Origin of the sequence: Bacillus sp. NH11B (assembly GCF_001884205.1) — a bacterium.
In the GTDB taxonomy this organism is placed as follows: domain Bacteria; phylum Bacillota; class Bacilli; order Bacillales; family Bacillaceae_G; genus Bacillus_A; species Bacillus_A proteolyticus.
In genome coordinates this window covers 242431-265910 of the sequence record NZ_MAOG01000141.1, presented here as the reverse complement: position 1 = coordinate 265910, position 23480 = coordinate 242431, and the positions used below count along the sequence as shown (strand labels likewise).

The 23480-nt window shown below is 35.5% G+C and carries 29 protein-coding genes; 27 read left to right on the top strand and 2 right to left on the bottom strand.

From position 1 onward, the window contains the following. Window positions 1-359 (top strand): DUF4183 domain-containing protein (locus BAU27_RS27800; RefSeq protein ID WP_139254696.1); only part of this gene is annotated, 359 nt, incomplete at its 5' end. Between the two features lie 53 nt (window positions 360-412). On the opposite strand, the gene BAU27_RS27795 is transcribed toward BAU27_RS27800, so the two are convergent. Together BAU27_RS27795 and BAU27_RS27790 are read right to left on the bottom strand one after the other, a co-directional pair. Beyond that, window positions 413-703 carry a DUF4183 domain-containing protein gene (locus tag BAU27_RS27795; protein WP_071710018.1) on the bottom strand — a complete coding sequence of 97 codons (291 nt, stop codon included), beginning with the start codon at window positions 701-703 and terminating at the stop codon, window positions 413-415. 562 nt (window positions 704-1265) lie between these two features. Next, window positions 1266-1481 (bottom strand): spore germination protein, encoded by a 216-nt coding sequence (locus BAU27_RS27790; RefSeq protein ID WP_071772677.1) that lies wholly within the window; start codon window positions 1479-1481, stop codon window positions 1266-1268. A 145-nt stretch (window positions 1482-1626) separates the two neighbouring features. Between BAU27_RS27790 and BAU27_RS27785 the strand changes: the two genes are divergently transcribed. From BAU27_RS27785 to BAU27_RS27665, 26 genes are all read left to right on the top strand, one after another. Next, window positions 1627-1749 carry a DUF3983 domain-containing protein gene (locus BAU27_RS27785; protein ID WP_071772686.1) on the top strand — a complete coding sequence of 41 codons (123 nt, stop codon included), beginning with the start codon at window positions 1627-1629 and terminating at the stop codon, window positions 1747-1749. A gap of 382 nt (window positions 1750-2131) precedes the next feature. Continuing rightward, the gene (locus BAU27_RS27780) at window positions 2132-2932 is read left to right on the top strand and encodes a C1 family peptidase (protein WP_071772676.1); all 801 of its coding nucleotides are present in this window, start codon (window positions 2132-2134) and stop codon (window positions 2930-2932) included. A gap of 20 nt (window positions 2933-2952) precedes the next feature. Then, complete coding sequence (locus BAU27_RS27775) at window positions 2953-3315, top strand: hypothetical protein (protein ID WP_071772675.1); 363 nt, start codon at window positions 2953-2955, stop codon at window positions 3313-3315. Window positions 3316-3660: 345 nt separating this feature from the next. Next, entirely contained in the window at window positions 3661-4143 is a 483-nt protein-coding gene (locus BAU27_RS27770; RefSeq protein WP_071772674.1) for an ArpU family phage packaging/lysis transcriptional regulator, read from the top strand. Further along, window positions 4143-4685, top strand: coding sequence for a site-specific integrase (locus BAU27_RS27765; RefSeq protein ID WP_071772673.1), 543 nt, complete (start codon window positions 4143-4145; stop codon window positions 4683-4685). Before BAU27_RS27770 ends, BAU27_RS27765 begins: the two co-directional genes overlap by 1 nt. 482 nt (window positions 4686-5167) lie before the next feature. Next, on the top strand, window positions 5168-5713 hold the full coding sequence (locus BAU27_RS27760; protein ID WP_071772672.1) for a hypothetical protein: 546 nt from the start codon (window positions 5168-5170) through the stop codon (window positions 5711-5713). 485 nt (window positions 5714-6198) lie between these two features. Next, window positions 6199-6948 (top strand): hypothetical protein, encoded by a 750-nt coding sequence (locus tag BAU27_RS27755; RefSeq protein ID WP_071772671.1) that lies wholly within the window; start codon window positions 6199-6201, stop codon window positions 6946-6948. Window positions 6949-7445: 497 nt separating this feature from the next. Beyond that, window positions 7446-8666: a PIN-like domain-containing protein gene (locus BAU27_RS27750; protein ID WP_071772670.1), complete on the top strand. Its 1221-nt coding sequence runs from the start codon at window positions 7446-7448 to the stop codon at window positions 8664-8666. Window positions 8667-9104: 438 nt separating this feature from the next. Beyond that, a complete protein-coding gene (locus BAU27_RS27745) occupies window positions 9105-9881 on the top strand; it encodes a hypothetical protein (RefSeq protein ID WP_071772669.1) in 777 nt (258 codons plus the stop codon). A 383-nt stretch (window positions 9882-10264) separates the two neighbouring features. Further along, on the top strand, window positions 10265-10510 hold the full coding sequence (locus BAU27_RS27740) for a hypothetical protein (RefSeq protein WP_071772668.1): 246 nt from the start codon (window positions 10265-10267) through the stop codon (window positions 10508-10510). Window positions 10511-10524: 14 nt separating this feature from the next. Next, window positions 10525-10779 carry a hypothetical protein gene (locus BAU27_RS27735; protein WP_071772667.1) on the top strand — a complete coding sequence of 85 codons (255 nt, stop codon included), beginning with the start codon at window positions 10525-10527 and terminating at the stop codon, window positions 10777-10779. Window positions 10780-10794: 15 nt separating this feature from the next. Beyond that, on the top strand, window positions 10795-10980 hold the full coding sequence (locus BAU27_RS27730) for a hypothetical protein (protein WP_071772666.1): 186 nt from the start codon (window positions 10795-10797) through the stop codon (window positions 10978-10980). Beyond that, complete coding sequence (locus BAU27_RS27725; protein ID WP_071772665.1) at window positions 10970-11347, top strand: HNH endonuclease; 378 nt, start codon at window positions 10970-10972, stop codon at window positions 11345-11347. Before BAU27_RS27730 ends, BAU27_RS27725 begins: the two co-directional genes overlap by 11 nt. A gap of 129 nt (window positions 11348-11476) precedes the next feature. After that, window positions 11477-11980 (top strand): phage terminase small subunit P27 family, encoded by a 504-nt coding sequence (locus BAU27_RS27720; RefSeq protein WP_175546572.1) that lies wholly within the window; start codon window positions 11477-11479, stop codon window positions 11978-11980. A 1-nt stretch (window position 11981) separates the two neighbouring features. Next, a complete protein-coding gene (locus BAU27_RS27715; RefSeq protein WP_071772664.1) occupies window positions 11982-13676 on the top strand; it encodes a terminase large subunit in 1695 nt (564 codons plus the stop codon). A gap of 188 nt (window positions 13677-13864) precedes the next feature. After that, a complete protein-coding gene (locus tag BAU27_RS27710) occupies window positions 13865-15118 on the top strand; it encodes a phage portal protein (RefSeq protein WP_071772663.1) in 1254 nt (417 codons plus the stop codon). Beyond that, window positions 15105-15815 (top strand): head maturation protease, ClpP-related, encoded by a 711-nt coding sequence (locus BAU27_RS27705; RefSeq protein ID WP_071772662.1) that lies wholly within the window; start codon window positions 15105-15107, stop codon window positions 15813-15815. Before BAU27_RS27710 ends, BAU27_RS27705 begins: the two co-directional genes overlap by 14 nt. Window positions 15816-15852: 37 nt before the next feature. Further along, window positions 15853-17031 (top strand): phage major capsid protein, encoded by a 1179-nt coding sequence (locus BAU27_RS27700; RefSeq protein ID WP_071772661.1) that lies wholly within the window; start codon window positions 15853-15855, stop codon window positions 17029-17031. Window positions 17032-17051: 20 nt separating this feature from the next. After that, complete coding sequence (locus tag BAU27_RS27695) at window positions 17052-17330, top strand: head-tail connector protein (protein ID WP_071772660.1); 279 nt, start codon at window positions 17052-17054, stop codon at window positions 17328-17330. Beyond that, a complete protein-coding gene (locus tag BAU27_RS27690) occupies window positions 17327-17650 on the top strand; it encodes a phage head closure protein (protein WP_071772659.1) in 324 nt (107 codons plus the stop codon). The genes BAU27_RS27695 and BAU27_RS27690 overlap by 4 nt, the downstream gene beginning before the upstream one ends. Continuing rightward, the gene (locus BAU27_RS27685; RefSeq protein ID WP_071772658.1) at window positions 17643-18077 is read left to right on the top strand and encodes an HK97-gp10 family putative phage morphogenesis protein; all 435 of its coding nucleotides are present in this window, start codon (window positions 17643-17645) and stop codon (window positions 18075-18077) included. Before BAU27_RS27690 ends, BAU27_RS27685 begins: the two co-directional genes overlap by 8 nt. Further along, window positions 18074-18433, top strand: a complete 360-nt coding sequence (gene gp17, locus BAU27_RS27680; RefSeq protein WP_071772657.1) for a tail completion protein gp17 — start codon at window positions 18074-18076, stop codon at window positions 18431-18433. The genes BAU27_RS27685 and gp17 overlap by 4 nt, the downstream gene beginning before the upstream one ends. Then, window positions 18434-19039, top strand: coding sequence for a major tail protein (locus BAU27_RS27675; protein ID WP_071772656.1), 606 nt, complete (start codon window positions 18434-18436; stop codon window positions 19037-19039). It abuts the gene before it with no gap. 48 nt (window positions 19040-19087) lie between these two features. Continuing rightward, window positions 19088-19405: a phage tail assembly chaperone G gene (gpG, locus tag BAU27_RS27670; protein WP_071772655.1), complete on the top strand. Its 318-nt coding sequence runs from the start codon at window positions 19088-19090 to the stop codon at window positions 19403-19405. A gap of 11 nt (window positions 19406-19416) precedes the next feature. Next, complete coding sequence (locus tag BAU27_RS32085; protein ID WP_139254695.1) at window positions 19417-19611, top strand: hypothetical protein; 195 nt, start codon at window positions 19417-19419, stop codon at window positions 19609-19611. Between the two features lie 15 nt (window positions 19612-19626). Then, window positions 19627-23469, top strand: coding sequence for a phage tail tape measure protein (locus tag BAU27_RS27665; protein ID WP_071772654.1), 3843 nt, complete (start codon window positions 19627-19629; stop codon window positions 23467-23469). Window positions 23470-23480 lie beyond the last annotated feature (11 nt).

Here is a 23480-nt window from a genome sequence, read left to right as displayed (position 1 = left end):
CAACTGGAATAACAGGTTCAACTGGGGTAACAGGTCCAACTGGAATAACAGGTTCAACTGGGGTAACAGGTCCAACTGGAATAACGGGTCCAGTTGGAGCAATACAAACGACAAATGTATTGTATTTTACTTTTTCAAACGGACAAAAACTTGTCTATACAAATGCTGATGGCTTCCCTCAATATGGGACAACACAGATATTGTCACCAAGTGATGTTTCCTATATTAATTTATTTATAAACGGAATTCTTCAGCCACTATCTTCGTACCAGGTTGTAACTGGACAGTTAACTTTGTTAGCCCCTGAGGCTCCAGTGCAGGGAGCTTCAATTATTCTGCAATTCATTACTATTAGTTAAAAAAAGGACAGATTTCCTAATAAAGAAATCTGTCCAAAAACAAAAGATGTTGATTAAGTTACGATAAACTCAACAGTGATTGGAATTCCCGAATCTAATGTGTCTCCGCCTGGGATTGTGATAGCTCCAGTTGGACCCGTAGTAACACTAGAATTCGAACCTGGCTGTAATACACCGTTTACATAGAGATTATAATACGTAAAAGTAGGGAATGCTGTAGCAGCAACACCAGCATCATTTAGACAAGCTGTAGCAGCAATCGCAAACGCAGCACCTGTCCCTGTTCCTGCGCCTAGTGTAGATGTAAATCTTCTAGAAGCGATAAATGGAGGTACGATAGCCATTTGGTATTCACCTCCTTTTCAATTTTATTAGGACTAGATTGTGAGAAAACTTGTCCTATAGTGTATTCTATGACGTGCTTAAATACTAGAAACGGCTTATGTACTGGTATTTAAATATAATTATAGATTTATATATATTAATATTGCGCGAAAATGCAATTGGGTAAAAAAACTTTCATAAAAAAATCGTATACATATGCTCTTTGTACACGATCCATTAAAAACTATGTCTTGTACATTTATTCTATGTTTGTCCTATATGGAAGGTGAACACATTTAAATAAAAATTTCATTTTGTATGTATTCGAAATACCAAAAGAGCACTTTTATGAAGTGCTCTCGTGACGAGTTTCGTTTTTAAAAAGAAAGGAATACACCATAATACGAAATTTTTCTGAAATATGCTTGTGTTAATTAATTAGTATATGTAAAAAAGAGCAGATAGCAAAAGCTAACTGCTCGGTTCTCCAAGGGGGAACAAGGAGAAAGTAACTTAATGGGTTGTCTACAGTATTGACGGAATATTGAGTTTTATTCAGGGGGTAGAGGGAAATGATTAATTTTAGACTGTTCCAACTTGATTTTGGTCTGCAATATCAGAATCGTATGTGTTTGTTGCACTAACACCGCTAAAGGTATTGGCAACAAAAGCAACATTTGATGAACCTGAACCATTATAAGCTTTTGTATTTTCCTTTGGAGAAACGTTATAAAAATCACCTAAGTTGAAAGAACCGTTACTATTTTGTACAACCAGATTTCCAACAACAGATGGCATAGGTTTCACCTGCTTTCTTAGGAAGTGTTTAAATTAACATATGGTGTATGAGTCTAGATGTGCATCTGGATCTGAAAATTTAAAAATGAAGGTTGTTAGAAAACCTAATAAAATAATCCTTTTAATAGAAAGTGAGGTTGGCAGAATGAAAACTTTGAAGAAAAGAAAAGTAAGAAAAGCAATTACTCGTTGTGCAAAAGAGGTGGAGAAGTATCAAGTCAATAAAGCTTGGAGAAACATTTTTGTACAAGCTGGTATTTTAAAGTGAACGCAAACAAAATACAGTCCGGCTAGAAAACTAGAGGACACCAATTCATTAAAGCAGCAATTAAAGCTGTTTTAGGAATAGGTATCCTTTTTATTTTAAAAAGGGGATGGGGAAATATGAAGGTACTAAATGACCAATTACGTGAGTGGAAAAAGCAATCGAAACAAACAAGGAAGAAAAAAGATATAGAGTTCAAGTAGTTATGAGATAAATTGAGAACAGAAATTGAAGAGAGTTGATAATCAAAAGATAAATAGATAAATATTCGGATACTTTAAATGTAACTGAAGTTAAAATTAAAAAGGTATAATTGTTAATTTTTAAGTTAAGTATAGAAAACGAATGAATTATCTAGATATAAAGAAAGGATGGATTTCTGCATATGAGTTCAAATGAATTAAATTTCAGTCTTGCCAGTAACAAGGATATTGTAAAATACCTTAACGTAAGAAAAGACCCTGTTGATTTAAGAGACAAAATGTTTCGGAGTTACTTATTTAGTAATGAGGGAGATCTACCAACGCAAGTCGATCTTCGTCCTAAGATGTCGAGTGTAGTGAATCAATTGGATATAGGTTCTTGTACGGCGAATGCTATTGTTTCAGGGTTACGAGAATACCTATTATTACAATCAGGTCGTCCATTTACTTGCTTATCTCGTTTGTTTTTATATTATCATGAGCGAGAAATAGAAGGACATATTCAGGAAGATAGCGGAGCGAGTGTTCGTGATGGTATGGATGTTCTTAAAAACATTGGGGTATGCCCTGAAGACGATTTTCCTTATACTGAAAATTTTAGAGATAAGCCAACATCAAAGGCTGAATCGGATGCCGCACTGTATAAAATTGGAGCCTACTATCGTATTCAAGATCTGTCGGGATTAAAGGCTGCACTGGCTCATGGATTAGTTATTGTACTTTCATTTGCTGTACCAACATCTTTTAGGTCAGAAGAAGTTATAAAGACTGGCATAGTTCCTATATCAGGAACAGATGATGTAATTATTGAAGATGGTCACCAAGCAGGACATGCTGTTTGTGCTGTTGGATATGATGATGATAAGCAAACGGTTATTATTCGCAACAGCTGGGGAAAAGACTGGGGAGATAAAGGATATTGTTATTTCCCATATGAATTATTTAAAAATGGAATTGTGCAAGATATGTGGACAGGTCGTTAATTAGAAAAAGGAGTGGAAGTATGGAAACTACAAAACATGTTATACATGTTACAGGTAGTATAAAAGAGCGTGAAAAAGATGTAGAAATAAAGGGTGTAATGCATTATCATCTATTAATTAATAATATATCAGTTATACATGCAAGTGGTGTAGAGGCATCAACGATTCCAGATGAGCTATTCTGTGCTATTCGTTACGGAGATAACGAGGGTTTGGGAGAGCCAATTAGTGGTCTAGAATCAGGTAATCCAATTGAATTACAGGGAGTCTATATTGATAAAAATCATGCATATCCTTCAATTGGAAATCCTGGTGATCCAGTTTTGCATTTTACCCACCATCCAGTAGGTTTTGTTATCTACAACGGAAAAAGGTATGAGTAATATCTTTGTACAAGCTGGTATTTTAAAGTGAAAGCAAACAGAATATAGTCCGGCTAGAAAACTAGAGGACACCAATTCATTAGAACAGCAATTAAAGCTGTTTTAGGAATAGGTGTCCTTTTTATTTTGAAAAGGGAGATGGGGAAATATGAAGGCACTAAAGGACCGATTACGAGAGTGGAAAAAACAATCCAATCAAATGAAAAAGAAAACTAAGAAAAAGCGAAAAGAGAAGTTAAGCACTCGTGATATTGAGGTTTGATGGGGATTCATGGACCGCGTTATGAACGCAGACGTGGAGCTTTAAGACAAAAGTAATTTAAAAATAAAAAGGAGTGGTCTTACATGACTAAACAATTATCTTTCTTACCAAATATTGATAGAACAGCGACACAAGTGGAATTAGAAGGTGTGTTGGAAAGCGTACGTATACATAGACAATTTGGGATGATGCGTAGAGAAATGAAAGTCACTCCTTCTTATGAAATACGTGAGCATGGTCCTACACATACAGTTGGAAAACCATTAGAAGATGTTGCTATAGAAAATATTCAACGAAGTAAACGAGAAGAGTGGATTGAAAGAATGTCAGTACGTATTGATCAGTTTCTAAATCGATTAGGAAATGGACGTGCTGGAAGTATCCAAAGAGATATTATTTATAAACGTTATTTAGAAGAAGAGGACGTATGTGATTACATGGTTTATAACGAAATAGGGATGTCTGAGCGCACTTATCGACGTTGGAAGTCTAAGGTGTTTTATAAACTTGCTTTTGCACTTGGATTAGAAGTTTACGAGACAGAAGAAACGGGAGGTAATGAATAATGAACTTCGTTCAACCGATACGTGATCCAGAGCAAATACAGCAGCTTAAAGAGTATTTTAAGGAAAAGAGCTTACGTAATTACATTCTCTTCATTATGGGTATTAATACGGGGCTTAGAATCTCAGATATTTTGAAACTCAAAGTGGGAGATGTTAAGGGCAGTCATATATCTATGAGGGAAAAGAAAACAGGGAAGCAGAAAAGAATACAAATTACTGCAGCTTTGAAAAGAGAACTTAAATGGTTTATTGAAGAAAGAGAAGACAATGAGTATTTATTACAAAGTAGACAAGGTAGGAATCGTCCAATTGGTCGTAGCATGGCATATAAGATATTAAGTGGAGCAGCGGCAGAGTTTGGATTAGATGAAATAGGAACACATACGCTGAGAAAGACGTACGGCTATCATATGTACTTGCAAACAAAAAACATAGCATTACTCATGGAGATATTCAATCACTCGTCAGAGAAGGTCACGTTACGTTATATAGGTGTAAACCAAGATGCAATGGATAAAGCAATGACTAGGTTTAAAATCTAATCATTGCTTATTTCTTTTTTAATCTAGGGTATTGCAACATTTTGGAAAAAAACACGCTAAGAGTATGCAAGATTTTATACAGTTCCAGTAACAAACAAGAACCCTAAAACCACGATAGGATAGGAATGTATAAAAAATGCATAGATCCATAGAACAAAATAAGAAGGTTCCTTGGTGAGAGTACAGTTTCCTCCTTTTTTTGCTACCGATAATAGGACGTTATGTTAACCATACATGAATATCATATACAAGTAAGGATTCTTCACTATTACATTGAAACGACATAAAGAGATAGAAAGAACAACTATACCAGGAAGTGCAAGGTGAATTTCGATAAAAGTATACGGTAGATTATTGGTAAACTGTTCCCTAATTTAAGTAGATTGACGTTACTTTGTAAAATAAAAATGATGAATGTATATTTGTTATTTTTTTACAAATAATACTTCGTGATTATATAACTACATAATAGGAGTGATAATATGTCATCTACTGGCCGTACCACACTATGGACCCATGGTTCAGCTATTCAATACAGATGGTGGGATAATGATTCAGCTACAAACAAAGGTATACATGTTCAACCTTCTTTGGATGGAACCACAGTTTTTGCAGCTACTGGTGCTTCAGATGGGGGAGGAACAGTTCAATTATTTCTCCCTTTACCAACAGCTACTTTTATTGGTGATTCACAATTTAAATTATGGCATTTATATTTTTATTATACTACAGTAGGAAATGGGAAAATTTCAAAATTGGATATGAAGCAGAGATCAGGAACTACAATAGCAGGAAGTCCTTTTCCTGTTACTAATTTGCCACAAGGAACTCAATTTTCTTCTGGTATTCAGCAAGGAATAACATTTTTTGACTTCGATAATTCTGGGAATCCTCCTTGGGTAGGAGATAATTCAAAACAAGCTGGCTATTGTTTAGAACTTGATATTACTTTAAGTTCAATGGCTGATCGTGTAATTATTCATGGTGTAGGTGTTGAATATATACACCAGAAATGGCTACTAGCATGAGTTCCTTGAATAGAATCATTTTCCTTTCATAGTGTACGTAAAACTAAAACCCTTGATATGGATTTTTTTCATTCTTTTATGTATGTTTTTTCGTAAAAAATTATTAAAATGTAACACCATGAATCATACTGAATTATTCATGGTGTTACATTTTCTGTGAATTACTTTGCGCTTTTATAGAAAGTTTGAGTAACACACCTTGGAGAAATTTAACTTCCGAGAACGATAATTATGTAAATAAGCTGTTCACATGGGCAGCTTATTGTGTTTTTCCGCATAGCGTAGATTATTTTGCAAAACGCTGGAGGTATCCAATTACAGTTACTCATAATTTTCATACTGTGTAACTTAAAAGAGAAAGTTAAATGAAATCACTGATAGCAAGGGATTCAGCGAAGGGGTCAGTTACACACAATATAAGATATGGATAACTAATTTATAATATGTAATAATAAAATATAGCTTAATAATTTAGGGGGAATTATATGTATACAGAACTTCAGGGGTTTATAGTACCGGAAAGAAAAACTAAAATTTGGAGATATATGGATTTTACAAAATTCATGAGTTTGTTGGATGCAAATGAACTTTTCTTTACGAGATCTGATAAGTTTAATGATTTGTTTGAAGGTACATATCCAATATCTAATTCAAAGTTAAGAAGTGAAAAGTTGGGTATTAGAGATCAAGCAGAATTAGACCGAATACAACGTACAATAGAAACTTTTAATAAATTCACTCGAGAATTTATGGTGATTAGTTGTTGGCATGTGAATAATTTTGAATCCGCTGCAATGTGGGATTTATACTTAAAAAGTCATGAAGGAATCGCTATTCAATCTAATGTAGGAAGATTAATAGACTCATTCGAGCAAGCCGAAGAAGCAATATATGTTAGTAAAGTGAATTATATAGATTTTAAAACAGAATGGATGCCAGAAGACAACGCTGTACTTCCTTACATACATAAAAGAAAATCTTTCGAACATGAGTGTGAGTTAAGAGCTATACATCAATTACCACTCCCAATTATTGAGGGGCGTATGGATTACAATGGGAAATCTCCAGTGGAATTCGGGAAGTCTATAAAGTGTGATGTAAAAACATTAATAGAGAATATATACATTGCGCCAAGTGCACCAAAATGGTTTGAAGAATTAGTTGAATCAATGTGTAGAAAATTTGATTTGAATGTATCGATTATTAAATCTGAACTAAGTGAATTGCCATATTAAATATTTTTGGCAGAGTGGAGACCGTTTTTTGGCAGTATATGTGCCGGTTGTTTTGGAATTATCGTGTTATATTTGTATTGTGAGTAATTGCGAAAAATGTTACTTACAAAGAGTAATTTATAAAATTCTAAACGGCTTTAAAATTGCGGCACATAAAATCCGAAACCAGCAGATGGTACTGATTGAATGATACCGTTAATGAGGAGAGTTTTGCTCTTCTTCCAGTTACTTAATATTGTTGGAACAGATGAATGTACTGATACTAGGTGATTGGAAGAAGAATAAAACTTCATTTATCGTATTTATAGTAATAATATAAGATTTTAATAAAAGGGCAACTCGTACATAGATGCTTTTTTTAATGGTTTTATATTTTTGTTTAATGAAGGCAATTCTAGTATTAGAAGGCGAAAACTACAGCTTCTATATTTAAATAAAGCGAGTAAAATGATATTCTAATATTAGAATTAAATTTTTGGTATAAAAAGGGTGGTTTTATGGAAAATTCATATTCTAATTTATTTATCGAAGTTAAAACACTAAATGAAATAAAAGATACTGCAACAATTGTTGTAGATACTAATGTATTATTAATGGGCTATCAATGGAAAAACATGACTTTTGAAAGCGTATTAAAAGTTTTGAAAAAGCTATCAGGTGAAAACCGTTTAAGAATTCCAGCCCATGTTATTAAAGAATTTGCCAAAAACAGGCCAGGGAAAATCACTGAAATGTCTAGTGGAATACATAATGTAATAAGTAACATACCAAAAGCGATTAGTAATGGAAAACCTTTGAATGAAGCAATTCCTGCATTAGCAATTTTAGAAAACTATCACAGTGATATTATTGCCCTAGAGGAAAAGTATAATAATTGTATTCAAGAGCTAAATAAAGCAAGAAAAGAATATGTGAAAGGTTTAGGGAAATTACAACAATCGTTGGGTGACTATATTGACCATGATTTAATTTTAAAAGATTACAAAGAAATAATTGAAAAAAGCTATTTTGCACCAGACGGATTAATGAATGAACAACAGCTGGAAGATGAATGGACAAAAAGATCGGAAAGCAACATTCCTCCAGGTTATAAGGATAAATCAAAAAAATCCAATCAATATGGTGACTTAATTGTTTGGGATCATATATGCCAAATAAAGGGGGATGTTATATTTGTAACAGCTGATCTAAAAGGTGATTGGGTACATAGTAACGATAATCAGGTTATGGGAGCGCGTAGAGAATTGGTTGAGGAGTTTTATTCAAGGGGGCAGGCAAAAGGTTATACATTTAAAATTCTAAGCCCTCTACAATTCATTACTTTATTCTCTGGCGAAGAAGTTGAACAGGAAATACAAGATGATTTAAATAAAGAGGTTAAACGTCCAATAGCAACTGGTACTATTACTTTATACAATTTACCAGCAGTAGAAACAGAAATGAAAACTAGAATAAGAAATCTAAAGGGAAATGCCATTTTAGAGATAGATAGTATTCTAGAGAGGTCGAAAATAATTGAAATTTTACTAACAGAATTGTTACATAGTACAAATGATGTTGATTTGTATATTCACATGTGTAATAGGTATATAGATTTTCTTGAAAGAATGAATGAAGAACCAAAACCTGGAGATACTCAAATAAGAGAGTTAAGAAGTTTAATTGATGAAATTCAAGATATTATAGATAAAAGTGTAGTTAGAGAGATTGTTGAATAGCTATTATAGAAAAAACACCCTACATGGGTGTTTTTTCTATAATAGCTATTTTTCTAAAGAGTGAGGTGTATGTAAATGGCTAAATACGATTCGATTAATCGCAACTGCATTGGAGATTATTTGGAAATGTGTTTAGAAAATTCGATTTTACCGTTTTGCACTGTTTATATTGATTGGATATGATGAGGTTGCTAGTCATCTTTTTTCGCTTTGGCTCTGCTGTATGGCAGGGGCTTTTTTTCTTTTCATTTTTTACAGTTAACCGTTTTTTATGTATTGTGTAATTCAAAATAAGAAGTCTTATAAAGTTAAGGATATCAAGACATACAGCGATTGGGACAGTTACATAAAATATAAGATATGGGTAAGTCATTCTGTAATTGTTAATCAGGATATTATATTATTAATTTAGGATGAAATGAAAAGGTGGTATGTTAAGTGGATTTAAGTTGGTTAGACAAAGGATTTGAATGGTTAGGAAGTTTAGGTGTGTTCTCAATTGGGACAGGTATAATTGTATTTGCTCTAAAGAAAACGTGGGAATATATACTAAAAATAAGAGAAGAAGACCATAAGAGTGAACTTAAGAATAGAGAAGAAGAGTTTAAAAGGATTCTCAATAATGAGATGGAAGATCATAAAAGTGAGCTTAGAAATAGAGAGGCAGAGTTTAAAAGACTCCTTGATGACCAATTAGAGGAGCATAAATCAGAATTAAAGAAAATTAATGATAAGTATCAGATTCAATTTAGTAAATTACATGTAGATAGAGCAGAAGCTATAAGAATTCTGTATAGCAAATTAGTTAAATTAGAATCTAGCGGTCTTGATTTATTAGGTCCGATAGGCATTATTAAGCGCACAGTCGATAGAACAATCGCTCCAGAAAAAATGCAGGAGTTAGTATCTAATGCTGTAACTGACACAAATGATTTGTCGCAATGTTTTAGGGTCAATCAAATCTATTTTTCAAAGGGAATATGTGATTCCTTTATAGGCATAATAGGTCAAATGCAGTCGATTGTACCTCACTTCTATCAATATACCTCTAGAGATGATACGCCAACTACAGAAGAAACTATTTCAACGCAGAGAGATACGGATAAAGTAGTAGCGGAACATATTTTAGTTGTAATTCCGAGGTTAAAGCGTTCTCTTGAAGATGAGTTCAGAAAATTGTTAGGAGTAACTGAAGAAAAACAGGTGTTAAAATAAGTGGCAGAGTCGTGACCGCTTTTTGGCAGGAAATGTGCCGGTTGTTTTGGAATCAACGTGATATATTTGTATTGTGAGAAGTGGCGGAAAACATTTTTCACGTTCCTTTATAATTCAAATGGATCGTTAGGCTATGGGTGATGGTTGAGAGTTGAATGAGATGTTGTTTCTTGTTTTCAATTTCAAAGTCAAAATCTGTTGTGTAAACGGGGAAGAGCTTTTGCTCTTCTTCCAGTTCCTTAATAATGTAGGCACAGATGAGTGCAAAAACATTAGGTGATTGGAAAAAGAATAAAACTTCACGTACCACAATTGAAGCATAAATGAATATTTGAAAGAAAAGCATCCATTCGGGTGCTTTTTATTATGGAGGAGGATGAAGGATGGAAACTGCAATTGTTGTTATTGGAGGAACACTAGGCGAAGCGTTCGATATGTTACGCAAATCTTTTATAAATACAGCTAAACAGATCGAAGAATTCGTTGAGCTAATTAAAGATGCTTGTATGTACGAGGAAGAACCAAAATATAAAGAACGAATCAGTTTTCCTCGTGGTGTAACTAATATTATGAAGTCGCAGGTTACAGATCGTAAGCCCAAACATATTAGGGCGAGAACCGTTTGCTAAAGGAGTGAGGATAGATGCAAGTCTATTGTTCTAGCTGTAATAAAGATTACAATATGCAACCGAAAGTAGCGCAGCTTCCTAATCGTATTGAGAAGTGTTACTTTACCTGTCCTCATTGTGGCCATGAACATGTTGCTGCATATGTGAACGATAAGGTTCGTAAGCATCAATCGGACATTGCAAAGTGTCATGAACGGATTAATAAAAAGAATCTTGCTATTGAGGATGAGATGGAAAGGTTGAGGAAGAGGATGGAAGGAACTAAGTAAAGGAGTGTGATGGTAATGTACAAGAAGCGTATTGAGAATAAAGAAGAATTGTTACGTGTTATAGGCGCATTAGATGAACTTGGGAAGGATTATAAGATAATAAAAACTAATAAGCATGTTTCCTTACCACCAGTTACTTATCCAAAAATTACATGGTTTATTGAAGAGTTGTATAAGGATACCGATTCCGATGCCGAGTAAACCATTCAAGTCGTGTAAGTCTTTAGGTTGCAATGAACTAACACGGGATAAGTATTGTAGTAAGCATCAAGACAAAGTACAGGAGACCACAAGATACTATGACAAACACATACGAAACAAAAGCTCACGTTCATTCTACAACTCAAGACTGTGGAAGGATATGCGTGAGCTTATTTATCGTAGAGATCATGGTCTATGTGTTCAATGTAGAAGCAAGGACATCATTAAGATAGGTGATGTAGTCGATCACATCATACCTATTCGAGTGGATTGGTCAAAACGATTAGAACCATCTAACTTACAAACACTCTGTCATGCTTGCCATAATAAGAAAACAAAAGAAGACGAGAAGAAAAACAGAAAATAATTCGAAAGAAAAAATTCATAAACAACCCCCCACTATGAAAAAGCAAAAGGCGAATCTCCGTAGACCGCCGCCTAGCTTTCCGTGTAAAAAGTTCGTTTTATTCCATAAAAGGGGGTTCGGCTGAAGGAGGTGGTTCTCATGGGAAGAAAAGCTAAACCGATTCATCTACATTTATTAGAAGGAAATACAAATCGACTAACAAAAGAAGAAATCGATCAAAGGCTAGCGGCTGAAAAGAAGTTACAAGCAAAAAAGGATAAAGTAAAACCACCAACATGGTTAGATTCAGTTGCTAAGAGAGAGTTCAAACGAATTGCAGGTGAATTATTGGAGTTGGATGTTATTACAAACATAGATGTTAATGCACTAGCAACTTATTGTGATGCTTTTTCTGACTATGTTGAATGCACCAAGATTATTCGAGAAGAAGGACTACTTGTCGAATATACCAATAAGGCGGCTGAAACCAATAAAGTGCCACATCCACTACTTACAAAGAAGAAGCAATTACATGAGCAAATGAAGGCTTTGGCTGTTGAGTTTGGTCTTACACCAAGTGCGAGAGCAAAAATTGTAATTCCAAATATAAAACAAGGTCCGAAAACTAACGTAGAAAAGGAGTTTGACGTATAACATGATAAGACAATGGATGTTGGACTATTGTGATGATGTACTAAGTGGTGAGGTCGTTGCTTGTCAGAAGCATAAACAAGCTTGCAAACGATTTTTAAGAGATTTTGAGCGTGAAGGTTCTGAAGATTTCCCTTATGTTTTCAATGAAGAAAAGGCACTTCGTTTTTTAAAATGGATGTCTTTATTTAAACATACAAAGGGGAAACTGGCTGGACAAAGAATTGAACCGCATTCTATACAAATCTTTGTATTTAGCAATATTTATGGGTGGGTGCATATAAATACAGGATTACGCCGATTTAAAAAAGCGTATTGGCAAGTAGGACGTAAAAATGCAAAGTCACAATCTTTAGCGTGCGTTGGCTCATATGAAGCAATGGCCTTTGGTGAGAATATGTCTGAAGTATATGTTGGTGCCACAAAAACAGAGCAAAGTAAAATTGTTTGGAATGAGATTAAAGCACAGATGAATGGATGCGATGATTTAAAAGGAAAATTCAATATCGCTTATGGGAAAATTGAACATTTAAAGACAAATTCTTTTATCTCAGCATTATCAAAAGATGCTGGAAAGTCTGGTGACGGTTTAAATGTTCAATGTGGGATTATTGATGAATATCATGCTCATGCTACTTCTGAGATTTATGATGTTCTTGTATCAGGTTCGGGTGCGCGACCAAATCCATTAATGATGATTATTACAACGGCAGGATTCAACTTGAATAATCCGTGCTATCGTGTGGAATATCAATATGTTTCTAAGATTCTAGATCCAAATGTTGATATTGAAAATGAAGAATATTTTGTAATGGTCAATGAATTAGATAAGGATGATGAAATCACAAATCCAAATGTATGGGAGAAGGCAAATCCCATTTTATGTAGCTATGAAGAAGGGTGCTCTTTTTTAAAAGGGGAGTTACAATCAGCATTAGATGTGCCAGAGAAAATGCGGAATTTCCTTACTAAAAATATGAATCGATGGGTTGATATGAAGGAAAACGGCTACATGGACATGAAAAAGTGGAAAGATTGCGATGGAACTGTTGAATTATCTGAATTAAAAGGTTTGGAATGTACAGTAGGAGTCGACTTATCTGCCAAAATTGACTTAACAAGCATTTCATTTGAGTTCAAGAAGGATGATAAGTATATTGTTTTAAGTCATAGCTTTATGCCGGAAGATACGTTAGCTGAGAAGAGACAAACGGATAAAGCTCCTTATGATCTGTGGGTACAACAAAAATGGATCACGACAACTCCTGGTGCGGTAGTTGATTATGAATTTATCAAAACACATATTAGAAACATGGAGAAAGAGAATAAGTTCAAAATTAAAGAAATATGTGCTGATCCGTGGAATGCAACACAGTTTATGCAAGACATGGAAGCTGAAGGCTATACGATGATAGAGATACGCCAAGGAATGGCGACTTTATCAGGCCCTACAAAAGATTTTAGAGAACAAGTGTATCTAAAGAAAATCATCCACTATAACAACCCTGTATTAAATTGGGCAACTAGTAATGCTATAACGAGGCAGGATGCTAACGAAAACATTATGTTGGACAAGTCAAAAGCAACAGAAAGAATTGATCCAATTGCGGCTGTAATAAACTCACATGTTCGTTGTATGCTCAATTCTGGTGAGATGGACTTAAATTCATATATCTTAAGTCAAGATTTCTCATTCTAGGAGGAATTACATGCGGTTTTTATTGTTCTTTATCAGTATTTTAGAAGATATTTTACTTATTTCGGGGTTGTCCATTATTGTCGGGACGACTTTTTTTATTAATCCAATTTGCGGATGGTATCTATTAGGACTTATTCTCACAATGTTGGGGGTGGTAATGATAAGAAGATAGAAAGGAGGTGAAAATTTTGATTTTTCGGCAGTTATTTAGGAATCAAGATACGACCGATTTAAAAAATCCGTCTCCTTGGTTTAAAAGTCTATTTGGTTATCAAGCCGCAAGTGGTGAAAAGGTTACGGTTGAATCATCTTTAGGGGTTCCGACAGTATATCGATGCATTAATATCCTTGCAAACAGTGTTGCAATGCTCCCTTTTCAAGTGTTTAGAAAGACATCAAAAGGAAGAGAAAGAGATAAGATGCACCAAGTATCGTTTGTTTTGGAAAGACGACCAAATCCTTACCAAAGCCCATTTAAATTCAAACATTTAATCGAAACACATCGTAATACATGGGGAAATGCTTATATCAATATTCATTGGGGGGGGGATGGCAGACCAAAAGAATTATGGGCATTGAATCCAGCTGTCACAACTCCAGCTGTGGATTTAAAGACGAATAAATTATGGTATTTTACTAGTTTGCCAGATGGTACACCTATAAAAATACCTGATGATGACATTATTCATCTTACTACATTGTCTACAGATGGATTGAAAGGAAAACCACCTATCCAAATCGCAAGAGAATCTATAGGTAGCTCACAGGCGGCACAAAAGTTTAAAGGGAAATTCTTTACAAATGGTGCAGCTCATAGTGGGATATTAAAAACTCAACAACCATTAAATAAAGAAGCGAAAAATGTACTTCGTGATGCTTGGGAAGAAGCAAACACAGGTTTAAACAATGCTCAAAGGATAGCAATTTTAGATGCTGGTTTAGAATTTGAGAAGGTTGGAATGCCATTGAAAGATGCTCAATTTATTGAAGGCATGAAGTTCGATAAAGCTGAGATTGCAAACATCTTTAATATTCCATTGCACATGATTAATGAGTTAGATCGTGCTACATTCTCTAACATTGAGCAACAAGCACTGGATTTCATTCAAAATACATTGAGCCCGATTCTTATCCAATATGAAGAAGAGTTTTCTTATAAAACATTTTCATTTAATGAACAAAAGCGTTACTATTTGAAATTTAATCTAACAAGTTTACTTCGCGCTGATTCTAAATCTAGAGCGGAATTCTATAAGATTATGTTAGACACTGGTGCTTTCTCGATCAATAAAGTGCTGGAACTTGAGGATATGGATGGGATTGGAGAATACGGTGATAAACATCGTGTCGATCTAAACCATGTATCTATTGAAATTGCAGATGAATACCAATTAACGAAGGCTAGTGGAGGTTTGTCGTTGAAAGGAGGTGAGGACAATTAAAGACGTGTTTACTATTAAAAATCAAACGGAATCGTCAGCGGACCTATTTATCTATGGTGACATCATAAATAATACAGGTTGGAAATGGGATGATTCTGACATTATGCCCGATGATGTAAAAAATATTTTGGGGCAATTGGATGATAAAAGTAACCTTAATATCTATGTAAATAGTGGCGGTGGCTCTGTATTTGCTGGTTTAGCTATTTATAACATGTTAAAGCGCAATAAGGCTCAAAAAACTGTTTATGTGGATGGTGTTGCAGCTTCTATCGCTTCCGTAATCGCCCTAGCTGGTGATCATGTTGTTGTCCCTTCTAATGCTTTCTTAATGATTCATAAGCCTTGGACATATGCAGCTGGAAATGCAATTGATTTCCGAAAAGCAGCAAAGGACCTTGATAACATCGAGTCTGGAATTATGAATGTATATAAGGAAAACTTGAAAGAAGGTATTGAAATTGAAGAAATTCAACAATTAGTAGATGCTGAGACTTGGCTAAGTGGCGAGCAAGCTGAAAAATACTTCAATATTGAAGTTGTGGAAGCAAAAGAAGTCGCAGCGTGTATGAGTGATTACTTTGATAAATATCAAAAAACACCAAGTAAAATAGTAGCAAAATCGCCTTCCCTTCCAAAGAAGGACCTTAATGAACAATTAAAAATACAAAACGCACTAGACCTGTTAGAACTATAGGTCTATTTTTTGTGCCAAAACAAGGAGGAAATACCGAATGGATAAACATGAACAAGAATTAAGACAAAAAGTTGCTGATTTAAAAGCGAAAGCAACAGAATTAAATAATAGTGGTAAGTATGAAGATGCAAAAGCGAAAATTGAAGAAGCGAAAAATGCGAAAAATGAATTGGATAACTATCTTGCAATGAAGCAAATTCAAGTTCCTGAACCTGTAAATTCACAAACGGGAGCAGGAGCGTTACCTCCAGCATCAGTTCAAAATGAAGATACATCATATAAAGAAGTGTTTATGAAAGCTATACGTGGTCAAAGTTTAAGTCATGAAGAAGCAAATGTAATGCAGGAATATAAAGCGGCGTTATCTGAGAATACAAGTAAAGATGGCGGTTATATTGTTCCAGAGGATATTACTACAACAATTAACCAATTAAAGCAAACGGTTGATAACTTAGAACAATATGTAAATGTACAACCTGTTTCAACAAATAAGGGAGCTCGTACATTAGAAAAACGTGCGTCATCTACACCTTTTGCTCCATTGTCTGAGTATGGAAACCCAAATGCAATGCAGGAAATTGCTTCACCACAATTTGATCGTTTACCGTATGCTATTGAAGATTACGCTGGTTTCTTGCCTGTACCGAATGATTTATTAAATGATACCGATCAAGCGTTAGAAACCTATTTACGTCAGTGGATTGCGAAGAAATCAATTGCCACTCGAAATTATTTGATTTTACAAGAAATCAACAAGTTAACAAAGGTTGATTTAAAGGATTATAAAGGCATTAAAACTGCATTAAATGTTACATTAGATCCAGCTTTTGCAGCAGCAGCAAACATTTTTACAAACCAAGATGGATTCAATTACTTAGATCAATTAGAAGATAAAAATGGTCGTCCACTACTTCAACCAGATCCAACAAATCCAACGCGTAGTTTATTGTCAGGAAAACCGGTTATTACTTTATCCAATAAGACAATTGCTACAGATAAAGATGGTAAAGCACCGTTTATCATTGGGAATTTAAAAGAAGCAATTGTATTGTGGGATAGACAACAATTGTCCCTTGATATGACGAAAGAAGGCGGAAGTGCTTGGAGAGGAAATACAACAGAATTCCGTGCAATTGAACGTGAAGACGTTACATTATGGGATACAGAAGCAGTTGTATATGGACAAATTACAGTTGCGGCTAAAGCTGGAGCTTAATAAGGTAGGAGGTGCCCTTCTTGGTATTGACATTAGAAGAAGCAAAAGGGTATGTTCGTGTGGATTGTAATGAGGAGGACATGCTTATTACATCCTTAATAAAAGCGGCTGAACAATATATTAAGAATGCAACAAGTAAAAATGTAGATTTAAAGAGCGAGCTTGCTAAATTAGCAGCTCGTATTTTAATTGCCCATTGGTATGAAAACCGTGAAGCAGTTGGAAAAGCTGAACAGCTAGCATTCAGCCTACAATCCATACTTGTTCAGTTGCAATATTGTGTAGGTGATTCCACATGAATCCAGGTAAATTAGATAAACGTCTTACATTCCAAGTAAAAGACGATGATGCAAAGAGCCCCGACGGTGATCCAATAGAAGGTTATAAGGATTCTTTTACTGTATGGGGCTCTTTTACCTTCTTAAAGGGAAGAAAATACTTTGAAGCAGCCGCAGCTAATAGCGAAATCCAAGGTGAAACAGAAATCCGATATCGCGCTGATGTGAATGCTGATATGAAAATTAAGTATAAGAACACGATTTATGACATCGTTTCAGTTATTCCAACTGAAAAGCACACGTTATCAATCATGTGGAAGCGTGGTGGAATGAATGGCTGATGGTGTAGATTTATTAGGTTTTGATCGTTTAATTTCTGAATTAGAACAAATGGGTCTACGTGGAGAAAAGATTGAAGATAAAGCCCTTGCAGCTGGTGGTGAACCTATTCGAAAAGCTATTTCAGAAATAGCTCCAAGAAGTGATAGCCCTAAAAAAGCAACGAAAAGCGAACCGTGGCGCACAGGACAACATTTGGCTGATAATATACGAGTTACAAAAGCGAAAATGGAGGGCGGGATAAAAACTATCAAAATTGGGATAGATAAAGCGGATCGTTCTCCTTATTTCTATGGGAAGTTCGTAGAATGGGGAACATCTAAAATGCCAGCTCAACCATTTATAGAACCAGGATTTAATTCTTCAAAAGAAGCAGCAATTCGTGCTATGACAGACATTTTGAAGAACGAAATGAGGTTGAATTTATGATGAATTTACGCCCCGAAATTGTACAAGCTCTTGAAAATAATCAGGAGCTTGTTTCTTTATTGGGTGGAAAACGTGTTTATTATCGTAAAGCCAAAATTGCTGAAGAGTTTCCGCGGATTACATTTTTCGAATTAGACAATAGGCCAGATAGCTTTGCAGATAACGAAGAAAGTGAGAGTGAAATCACATTCCAAATCGATATTTGGTCAAAGGCTAGTACAACACCAATTCATAAAAAAGTGAATGAAATCATGAAAAGTATTGGTTTCTCACGTTATGCGATTGCTGATTTATATGAAGATGATACACGAATTTTTCATTACGCGATGCGATTCGCGAAAGGAGTGGAGTTATAGATGGCTGGAGAAATTATTACAATTAGTTCGACTGTCGGTGTAGATAGTCTTGTTTATGCAAAATTAACAAAAGATGATGCAACAGGTGTTGCGTATTCAACGGTAAAGAAATTAGAAGGTGCAGTAAAGGTTAAAACGTCAAAAAAGGTAGCGTCAGAAATAATGTGGAGTGACAATAAAAAATCGGAAATTGCTGAATCAGACGGTGAAGTTGAAGTGGAAATTGAAGTTCGAGGTCTTTCGTTGTCAAATAAAGCAGATATTGAAGGGTATCCAGAAATTCAAGATGGTGTTTTAGACGAAAAACGTGTGGGAGAAAAACCATATTTAGCGATAGGATACCGCTTTTTAAAAGCTAACGGTAAGTATCGTTATGTTTGGTTGCTCAAAGGTAAACTTTCACAAGAGGAAGAAGAAGCTGAAACGAAAAAAGACAAACCGAACTTCCAAACAACAAAACTTAAAGGATCATTCATTGAGCGTGATTTTGATGATAGACCAAAATTTACAGCTGATGCCGATGAACCTACGTTTACAAAAGCTGTAGGAGATAATTGGTTTAGTAAGGTATATGAAAAAACCGTAACACCACCAACAGGCAAGTAAGAGGGAGCAAAAGCTCTCTCTTTTTTATTAACTAAGGAGGAATAAACTATGAAACTAACATTACGAATCAATAAGGAAAAGAAAACTTTTAATTTACCGGAGTTCATTTCAGCTCGTTTAATCCGTCAAGCACCTGAGCTTGCTGATATTCCAAACAATCCTGGTCCTGAGGATATGGATAAAATGGTTAAATTTGTGGTGAATGTTTTCGATGAACAATTTACTTTAGATCAGTATTGGGATGGTATGGATGCCCGTAAATTCTTATCGACAACTTCAGATGTAATTAACGCAATTATAAATGAAACTGTGGAAGCAGCTGGTGGTAATCCTAGAGTTGGAGAAGAAGAGAACCCAAACGCGTAGAGGGAGGAGGGTTGACGTTCACTGAGTTTATGGACGAGCTCTACCTCTCTTTATTACGTCAGGGATACAAACATCATCATATCGATAATGAAATGGATATTTGGCATTATTTAAGGTTAAATCGAAAGCATCGTGAACAAGGTAATTCAAATAGTGAAGGTCAGAATTCAAATGAAAGAGAAGTTCCGGCTGAAAACATTATCTAACGAGGAGGTGAGACATTGGCAAATGCAATGAATAATTTAGTAGTTAGACTTTCCCTTGATAATGTGAATTTTCGTCAAGGGATAGCAAATTCAGGACGTGCAGTAAGGACATTACAGAGTGAATTAAAGTCTGTAAGTACAGGGATGGGCGGTTTCGCTAGTGCTAGCCAACAAACGCAAGCGAAAATGGATGCTTTAAGTAGGCTCATTGACGCACAAAAAGAGAAAGTTAAAGCGTTACGGCAAGCATATAATCAAAATAAGGCTAAATTAGGTGAAAATGATGCAGCAACTCAGCGGTATGCTTCACAAGTTAATAAAGCGGTTGCTGATTTAAATAGATTTGAAAATGAATTAAAGCAAGTAAATAAGCAAGCTGAACAAAAAGGGATGGATAAGTTAAATAATTCTTTAAAAGCCCTACAGGCTGAATTTCAGTCTATTACAACAGGTATGGGTGGTTTTTCTAATGCAACTGAACAAACACGAGCTAAAGTTGATGTTTTATCTCGTACGGTAGATAAACAAAAAGAAAAAATTAAGGAACTTCAATCAGCCTATAACCGAGCTAAGACGGAAGAAGGGGAAGCAAGCCAGTCAGCGCAAAGATATGCTGAACAAATTCATCGGGCTACAGGTGAACTAAATCGATTCGAATCACAATTACAACAGGCAAATCATGAATTGGATCAGCAAGGAAATCGTCTATTGAACTTCGGTAATCGTATGGAGGCAATGGGAAACCACCTACAAAATGCTGGCATGCAAATCGGCACGGTATTTGGTGGTATGACTTATGCTATCGGTCGAGGTCTGAAATCAGCTGTGGAAGAATCGATGAATTTTGAACAACAGATGGCCAATATAAAAGCGGTATCTGGTGCTACAGGACAAGAAATGAGCAAACTATCCGAATTAGCCGTTAAATATGGGGAAGACACAAAATATTCTTCTGTAGAAGCCGGAAAAGGGATTGAAGAATTAATTAAAGCTGGTGTTAGTTTAAAGGATATTATCAATGGTGGGTTAGAAGGAGCTCTTAATTTAGCAGCAGCTGGAGAATTAGAGTTAGGGGAAGCAGCTGAAATTGCTTCAACCGCTTTGAATGCATTTAAAAAGGATGGTTTAAGTGTTACAGATGCCGCTAACTTACTTGCAGGAGCCGCTAACGCTTCAGCTACTGATGTACATGAACTGAAATATGGTTTATCAGCAACCGCAGCAGTTGCAGCGGGAGCCGGCATGACATTTAAAGATACAGCAACAGCTTTAGCGGTATTTGCACAGAACGGGTTAAAAGGTTCTGATGCAGGTACTTCACTAAAAACAATGCTTATGAGATTAAACCCATCTACTAAAGAAGCATATAACAAAATGAAAGATTTAGGCCTTATTACTTATAATGCACAAGCTGGATTCGATTTCTTAGCTAAGAATGGCATAACCCCAGCATCTAGAAGTGTGGGAGATATTGAAGTTGCATTAGAAAAATATGTAATGAAATCTGAAGGCGTTACGAAATGGAATGATAAGTGTGATACTACATTCCGTGAATTAGCAACAAGTTCGGCTTTCCTATCTTCTAAATTTTATGATCAAGAAGGTCATATCCAAAGTTTAGAAAATATATCTGGGATTCTTCATGGATCTATGAAAGATTTAACAGACCAACAACGAAGTATGGCTTTAGAAACATTATTCGGATCAGACGCAGTTCGTGGTGCAACGATTCTGTTTAATGAAGGCTCACAAGGTGTAAATAAAATGTATACCGAGATGTCTAAAGTTACCGCTTTAGAGACAGCTGAAACGAAAATGAACACTTTGAAAGGTCGTATTGAACAGTTAAGTGGAGCATTCGACACAATGAAAAAGACAATTGGTGATGCGCTTGCCCCTGTGGTTAGTGCTTTTGTTGCTGGATTACAGAAGCTTGTGGATGGCTTCAATGCATTACCTGGACCAGTACAAAAGGCAATCGCAATTACAGGTGGTATCGTTCTTGCTTTAACAGCAGTTGCAACAGTTATTGGAGTAGTTCTAGCAGCGGTTGGGATGGTTATGTCAGGGATTGGAGCATTAGCAACATCATTAGGAATTGTTGGTGGTGCTGCGGGTCTTGCTAGTGCTGCGGTTGGATTCTTAGGAAGTGCAATAGGTTTATTACTTGGTCCAGTCGGATTGATAGCAGCCGCTCTAATTGGAACTGGAGTTGTCGCATATAAAGCATATCAAAAAGCAACTGAAGATAGTATTGCTTCTGTGGATCGCTTTGCTACGAATACAGAAGGAAAAGTTAGTTCCTCCACAAAGAAAGTTCTTAGTGAGTATTTCAAGCTATCCGATGGTATTAGACAAAAGTTAACTGAAATTAGACTCTACCATGAAGTAATAACAGAAGAACAGTCGCAAAAGCTCATTGGACAGTATGACAAATTGGCTAACACGATTATAGAGAAAACCAATGCTAGACAACAAAAGGAAATTGAAGGACTTAAAAAGTTCTTTGGTGATTCATATGTATTAACAGCTGAAGAAGAAAATAAGCGGATTGAACAACTTAATCAACATTACGAACAAGAAAAACTAAAAACACAAGAGAAAGAAAACAAAATTAAAGAAATTCTACAAACAGCCGCTAGAGAAAACAGAGAACTAACAACGTCTGAACGCATCTCTTTACAAGCATTGCAGGATGAAATGGACAGAGTTGCTGTTGAGCATATGTCTAAAAATCAGATGGAACAAAAGGTTATTCTTGAAAATATGCGAGTGCAAGCTAGTGAGATATCAGCTAGACAAGCAGCTGAAGTTGTTCAACATAGTGCGGAAGCTAGGGATAAAGTTATTGATGATGCGAAAAAGACACGTGATGGAAAAATAGCCGAAGCGATTCGTCAGCGTGATGAAAATAAAACCATTACAGCAGATGAAGCGAACGCAATCATTGCGGAAGCAAAACGTCAATATGATAGTACGGTTTCCACAGCAAAAGACAAGCATAAAGAAATTGTGAGCGAGGCTAAATCGCAAGCTGGTGAACATGTAAATCAGGTAGATTGGGAAACTGGCCAGGTAAAGTCGAAATATCAGGCTATGAAAGATGATGTTGTTCGAAAAATGAAAGAAATGTGGTCAGATGTTACCAACAAATATGAGGATATGAAAACATCAGCAAGCAATAAGGTAGAAGAAATAAAAAATATAGTTTCAAGAAAATTTGAGGAAAAGAGAAAAGCTGTTACAGATAAAATGTCAGAAATAAAACGTGACATTGAAGATAAGTGGAATACAGTTGAAAAATTCTTCAGCACTATAAATTTACAGTCAATTGGAAAATCAATTATAGAGGGGCTTGGAAAAGGAATTGATGATGCTTCTGGTGGTTTATTTAGTAAAGCGGCCGGAATTGCTAACGAAATTAAAAGCACCATCTCTGGAGCTTTACAGGTAAATAGTCCGAGTAAGGTCATGATCCCAATAGGTAGTGCGGTTCCAGAGGGCGTTGGGATGGATAAAGGGAAACGTTTTGTTGTGGATGCAGCAAAGAATGTAGTTGGAACTGTCAAGAAACAGATGAGTAATATGCCATCTGTATTTGATTTTGGATTCCAAACTTCTCATTATAGTGTCCCAAATGATGCGGTAAGTGGTTTAACGAATTATATGCAGCCTAATATTCCTAATAACTCGGCTACTAGTAAAAAGGTATTCCCAAATAGACGACCTGAAGAAAAAGAACTAAATCTTACATTGAATATGACAAACGTTTTAGATGGGAAAGAGTTAGCAGGTGGAACTTATAGGTATACTACAGAACTTCAAGATCGTGATCGACAACGAAAAGAGCAATTTTAAAGGTGGTGAGC

Bases quoted from the DNA above. Each gene is read 5' to 3' on its own strand.
- BAU27_RS27795 (WP_071710018.1), bottom strand. From the start codon at position 703: ATGGCTATCGTACCTCCATTTATCGCTTCTAGAAGATTTACATCTACA.
- BAU27_RS27790 (WP_071772677.1), bottom strand. From the start codon at position 1,481: ATGCCATCTGTTGTTGGAAATCTGGTTGTACAAAATAGTAACGGTTCT.
- BAU27_RS27785 (WP_071772686.1), top strand. From the start codon at position 1,627: ATGAAAACTTTGAAGAAAAGAAAAGTAAGAAAAGCAATTACTCGTTGT.
- BAU27_RS27780 (WP_071772676.1), top strand. From the start codon at position 2,132: ATGAGTTCAAATGAATTAAATTTCAGTCTTGCCAGTAACAAGGATATT.
- BAU27_RS27775 (WP_071772675.1), top strand. From the start codon at position 2,953: ATGGAAACTACAAAACATGTTATACATGTTACAGGTAGTATAAAAGAG.
- BAU27_RS27770 (WP_071772674.1), top strand. From the start codon at position 3,661: ATGACTAAACAATTATCTTTCTTACCAAATATTGATAGAACAGCGACA.
- BAU27_RS27765 (WP_071772673.1), top strand. From the start codon at position 4,143: ATGAACTTCGTTCAACCGATACGTGATCCAGAGCAAATACAGCAGCTT.
- BAU27_RS27760 (WP_071772672.1), top strand. From the start codon at position 5,168: ATGTCATCTACTGGCCGTACCACACTATGGACCCATGGTTCAGCTATT.
- BAU27_RS27755 (WP_071772671.1), top strand. From the start codon at position 6,199: ATGTATACAGAACTTCAGGGGTTTATAGTACCGGAAAGAAAAACTAAA.
- BAU27_RS27750 (WP_071772670.1), top strand. From the start codon at position 7,446: ATGGAAAATTCATATTCTAATTTATTTATCGAAGTTAAAACACTAAAT.
- BAU27_RS27740 (WP_071772668.1), top strand. From the start codon at position 10,265: ATGGAAACTGCAATTGTTGTTATTGGAGGAACACTAGGCGAAGCGTTC.
- BAU27_RS27735 (WP_071772667.1), top strand. From the start codon at position 10,525: ATGCAAGTCTATTGTTCTAGCTGTAATAAAGATTACAATATGCAACCG.
- BAU27_RS27730 (WP_071772666.1), top strand. From the start codon at position 10,795: ATGTACAAGAAGCGTATTGAGAATAAAGAAGAATTGTTACGTGTTATA.
- BAU27_RS27725 (WP_071772665.1), top strand. From the start codon at position 10,970: ATGCCGAGTAAACCATTCAAGTCGTGTAAGTCTTTAGGTTGCAATGAA.
- BAU27_RS27715 (WP_071772664.1), top strand. From the start codon at position 11,982: ATGATAAGACAATGGATGTTGGACTATTGTGATGATGTACTAAGTGGT.
- BAU27_RS27700 (WP_071772661.1), top strand. From the start codon at position 15,853: ATGGATAAACATGAACAAGAATTAAGACAAAAAGTTGCTGATTTAAAA.
- BAU27_RS27690 (WP_071772659.1), top strand. From the start codon at position 17,327: ATGAATCCAGGTAAATTAGATAAACGTCTTACATTCCAAGTAAAAGAC.
- BAU27_RS27685 (WP_071772658.1), top strand. From the start codon at position 17,643: ATGGCTGATGGTGTAGATTTATTAGGTTTTGATCGTTTAATTTCTGAA.
- gp17 (WP_071772657.1), top strand. From the start codon at position 18,074: ATGATGAATTTACGCCCCGAAATTGTACAAGCTCTTGAAAATAATCAG.
- BAU27_RS27675 (WP_071772656.1), top strand. From the start codon at position 18,434: ATGGCTGGAGAAATTATTACAATTAGTTCGACTGTCGGTGTAGATAGT.
- gpG (WP_071772655.1), top strand. From the start codon at position 19,088: ATGAAACTAACATTACGAATCAATAAGGAAAAGAAAACTTTTAATTTA.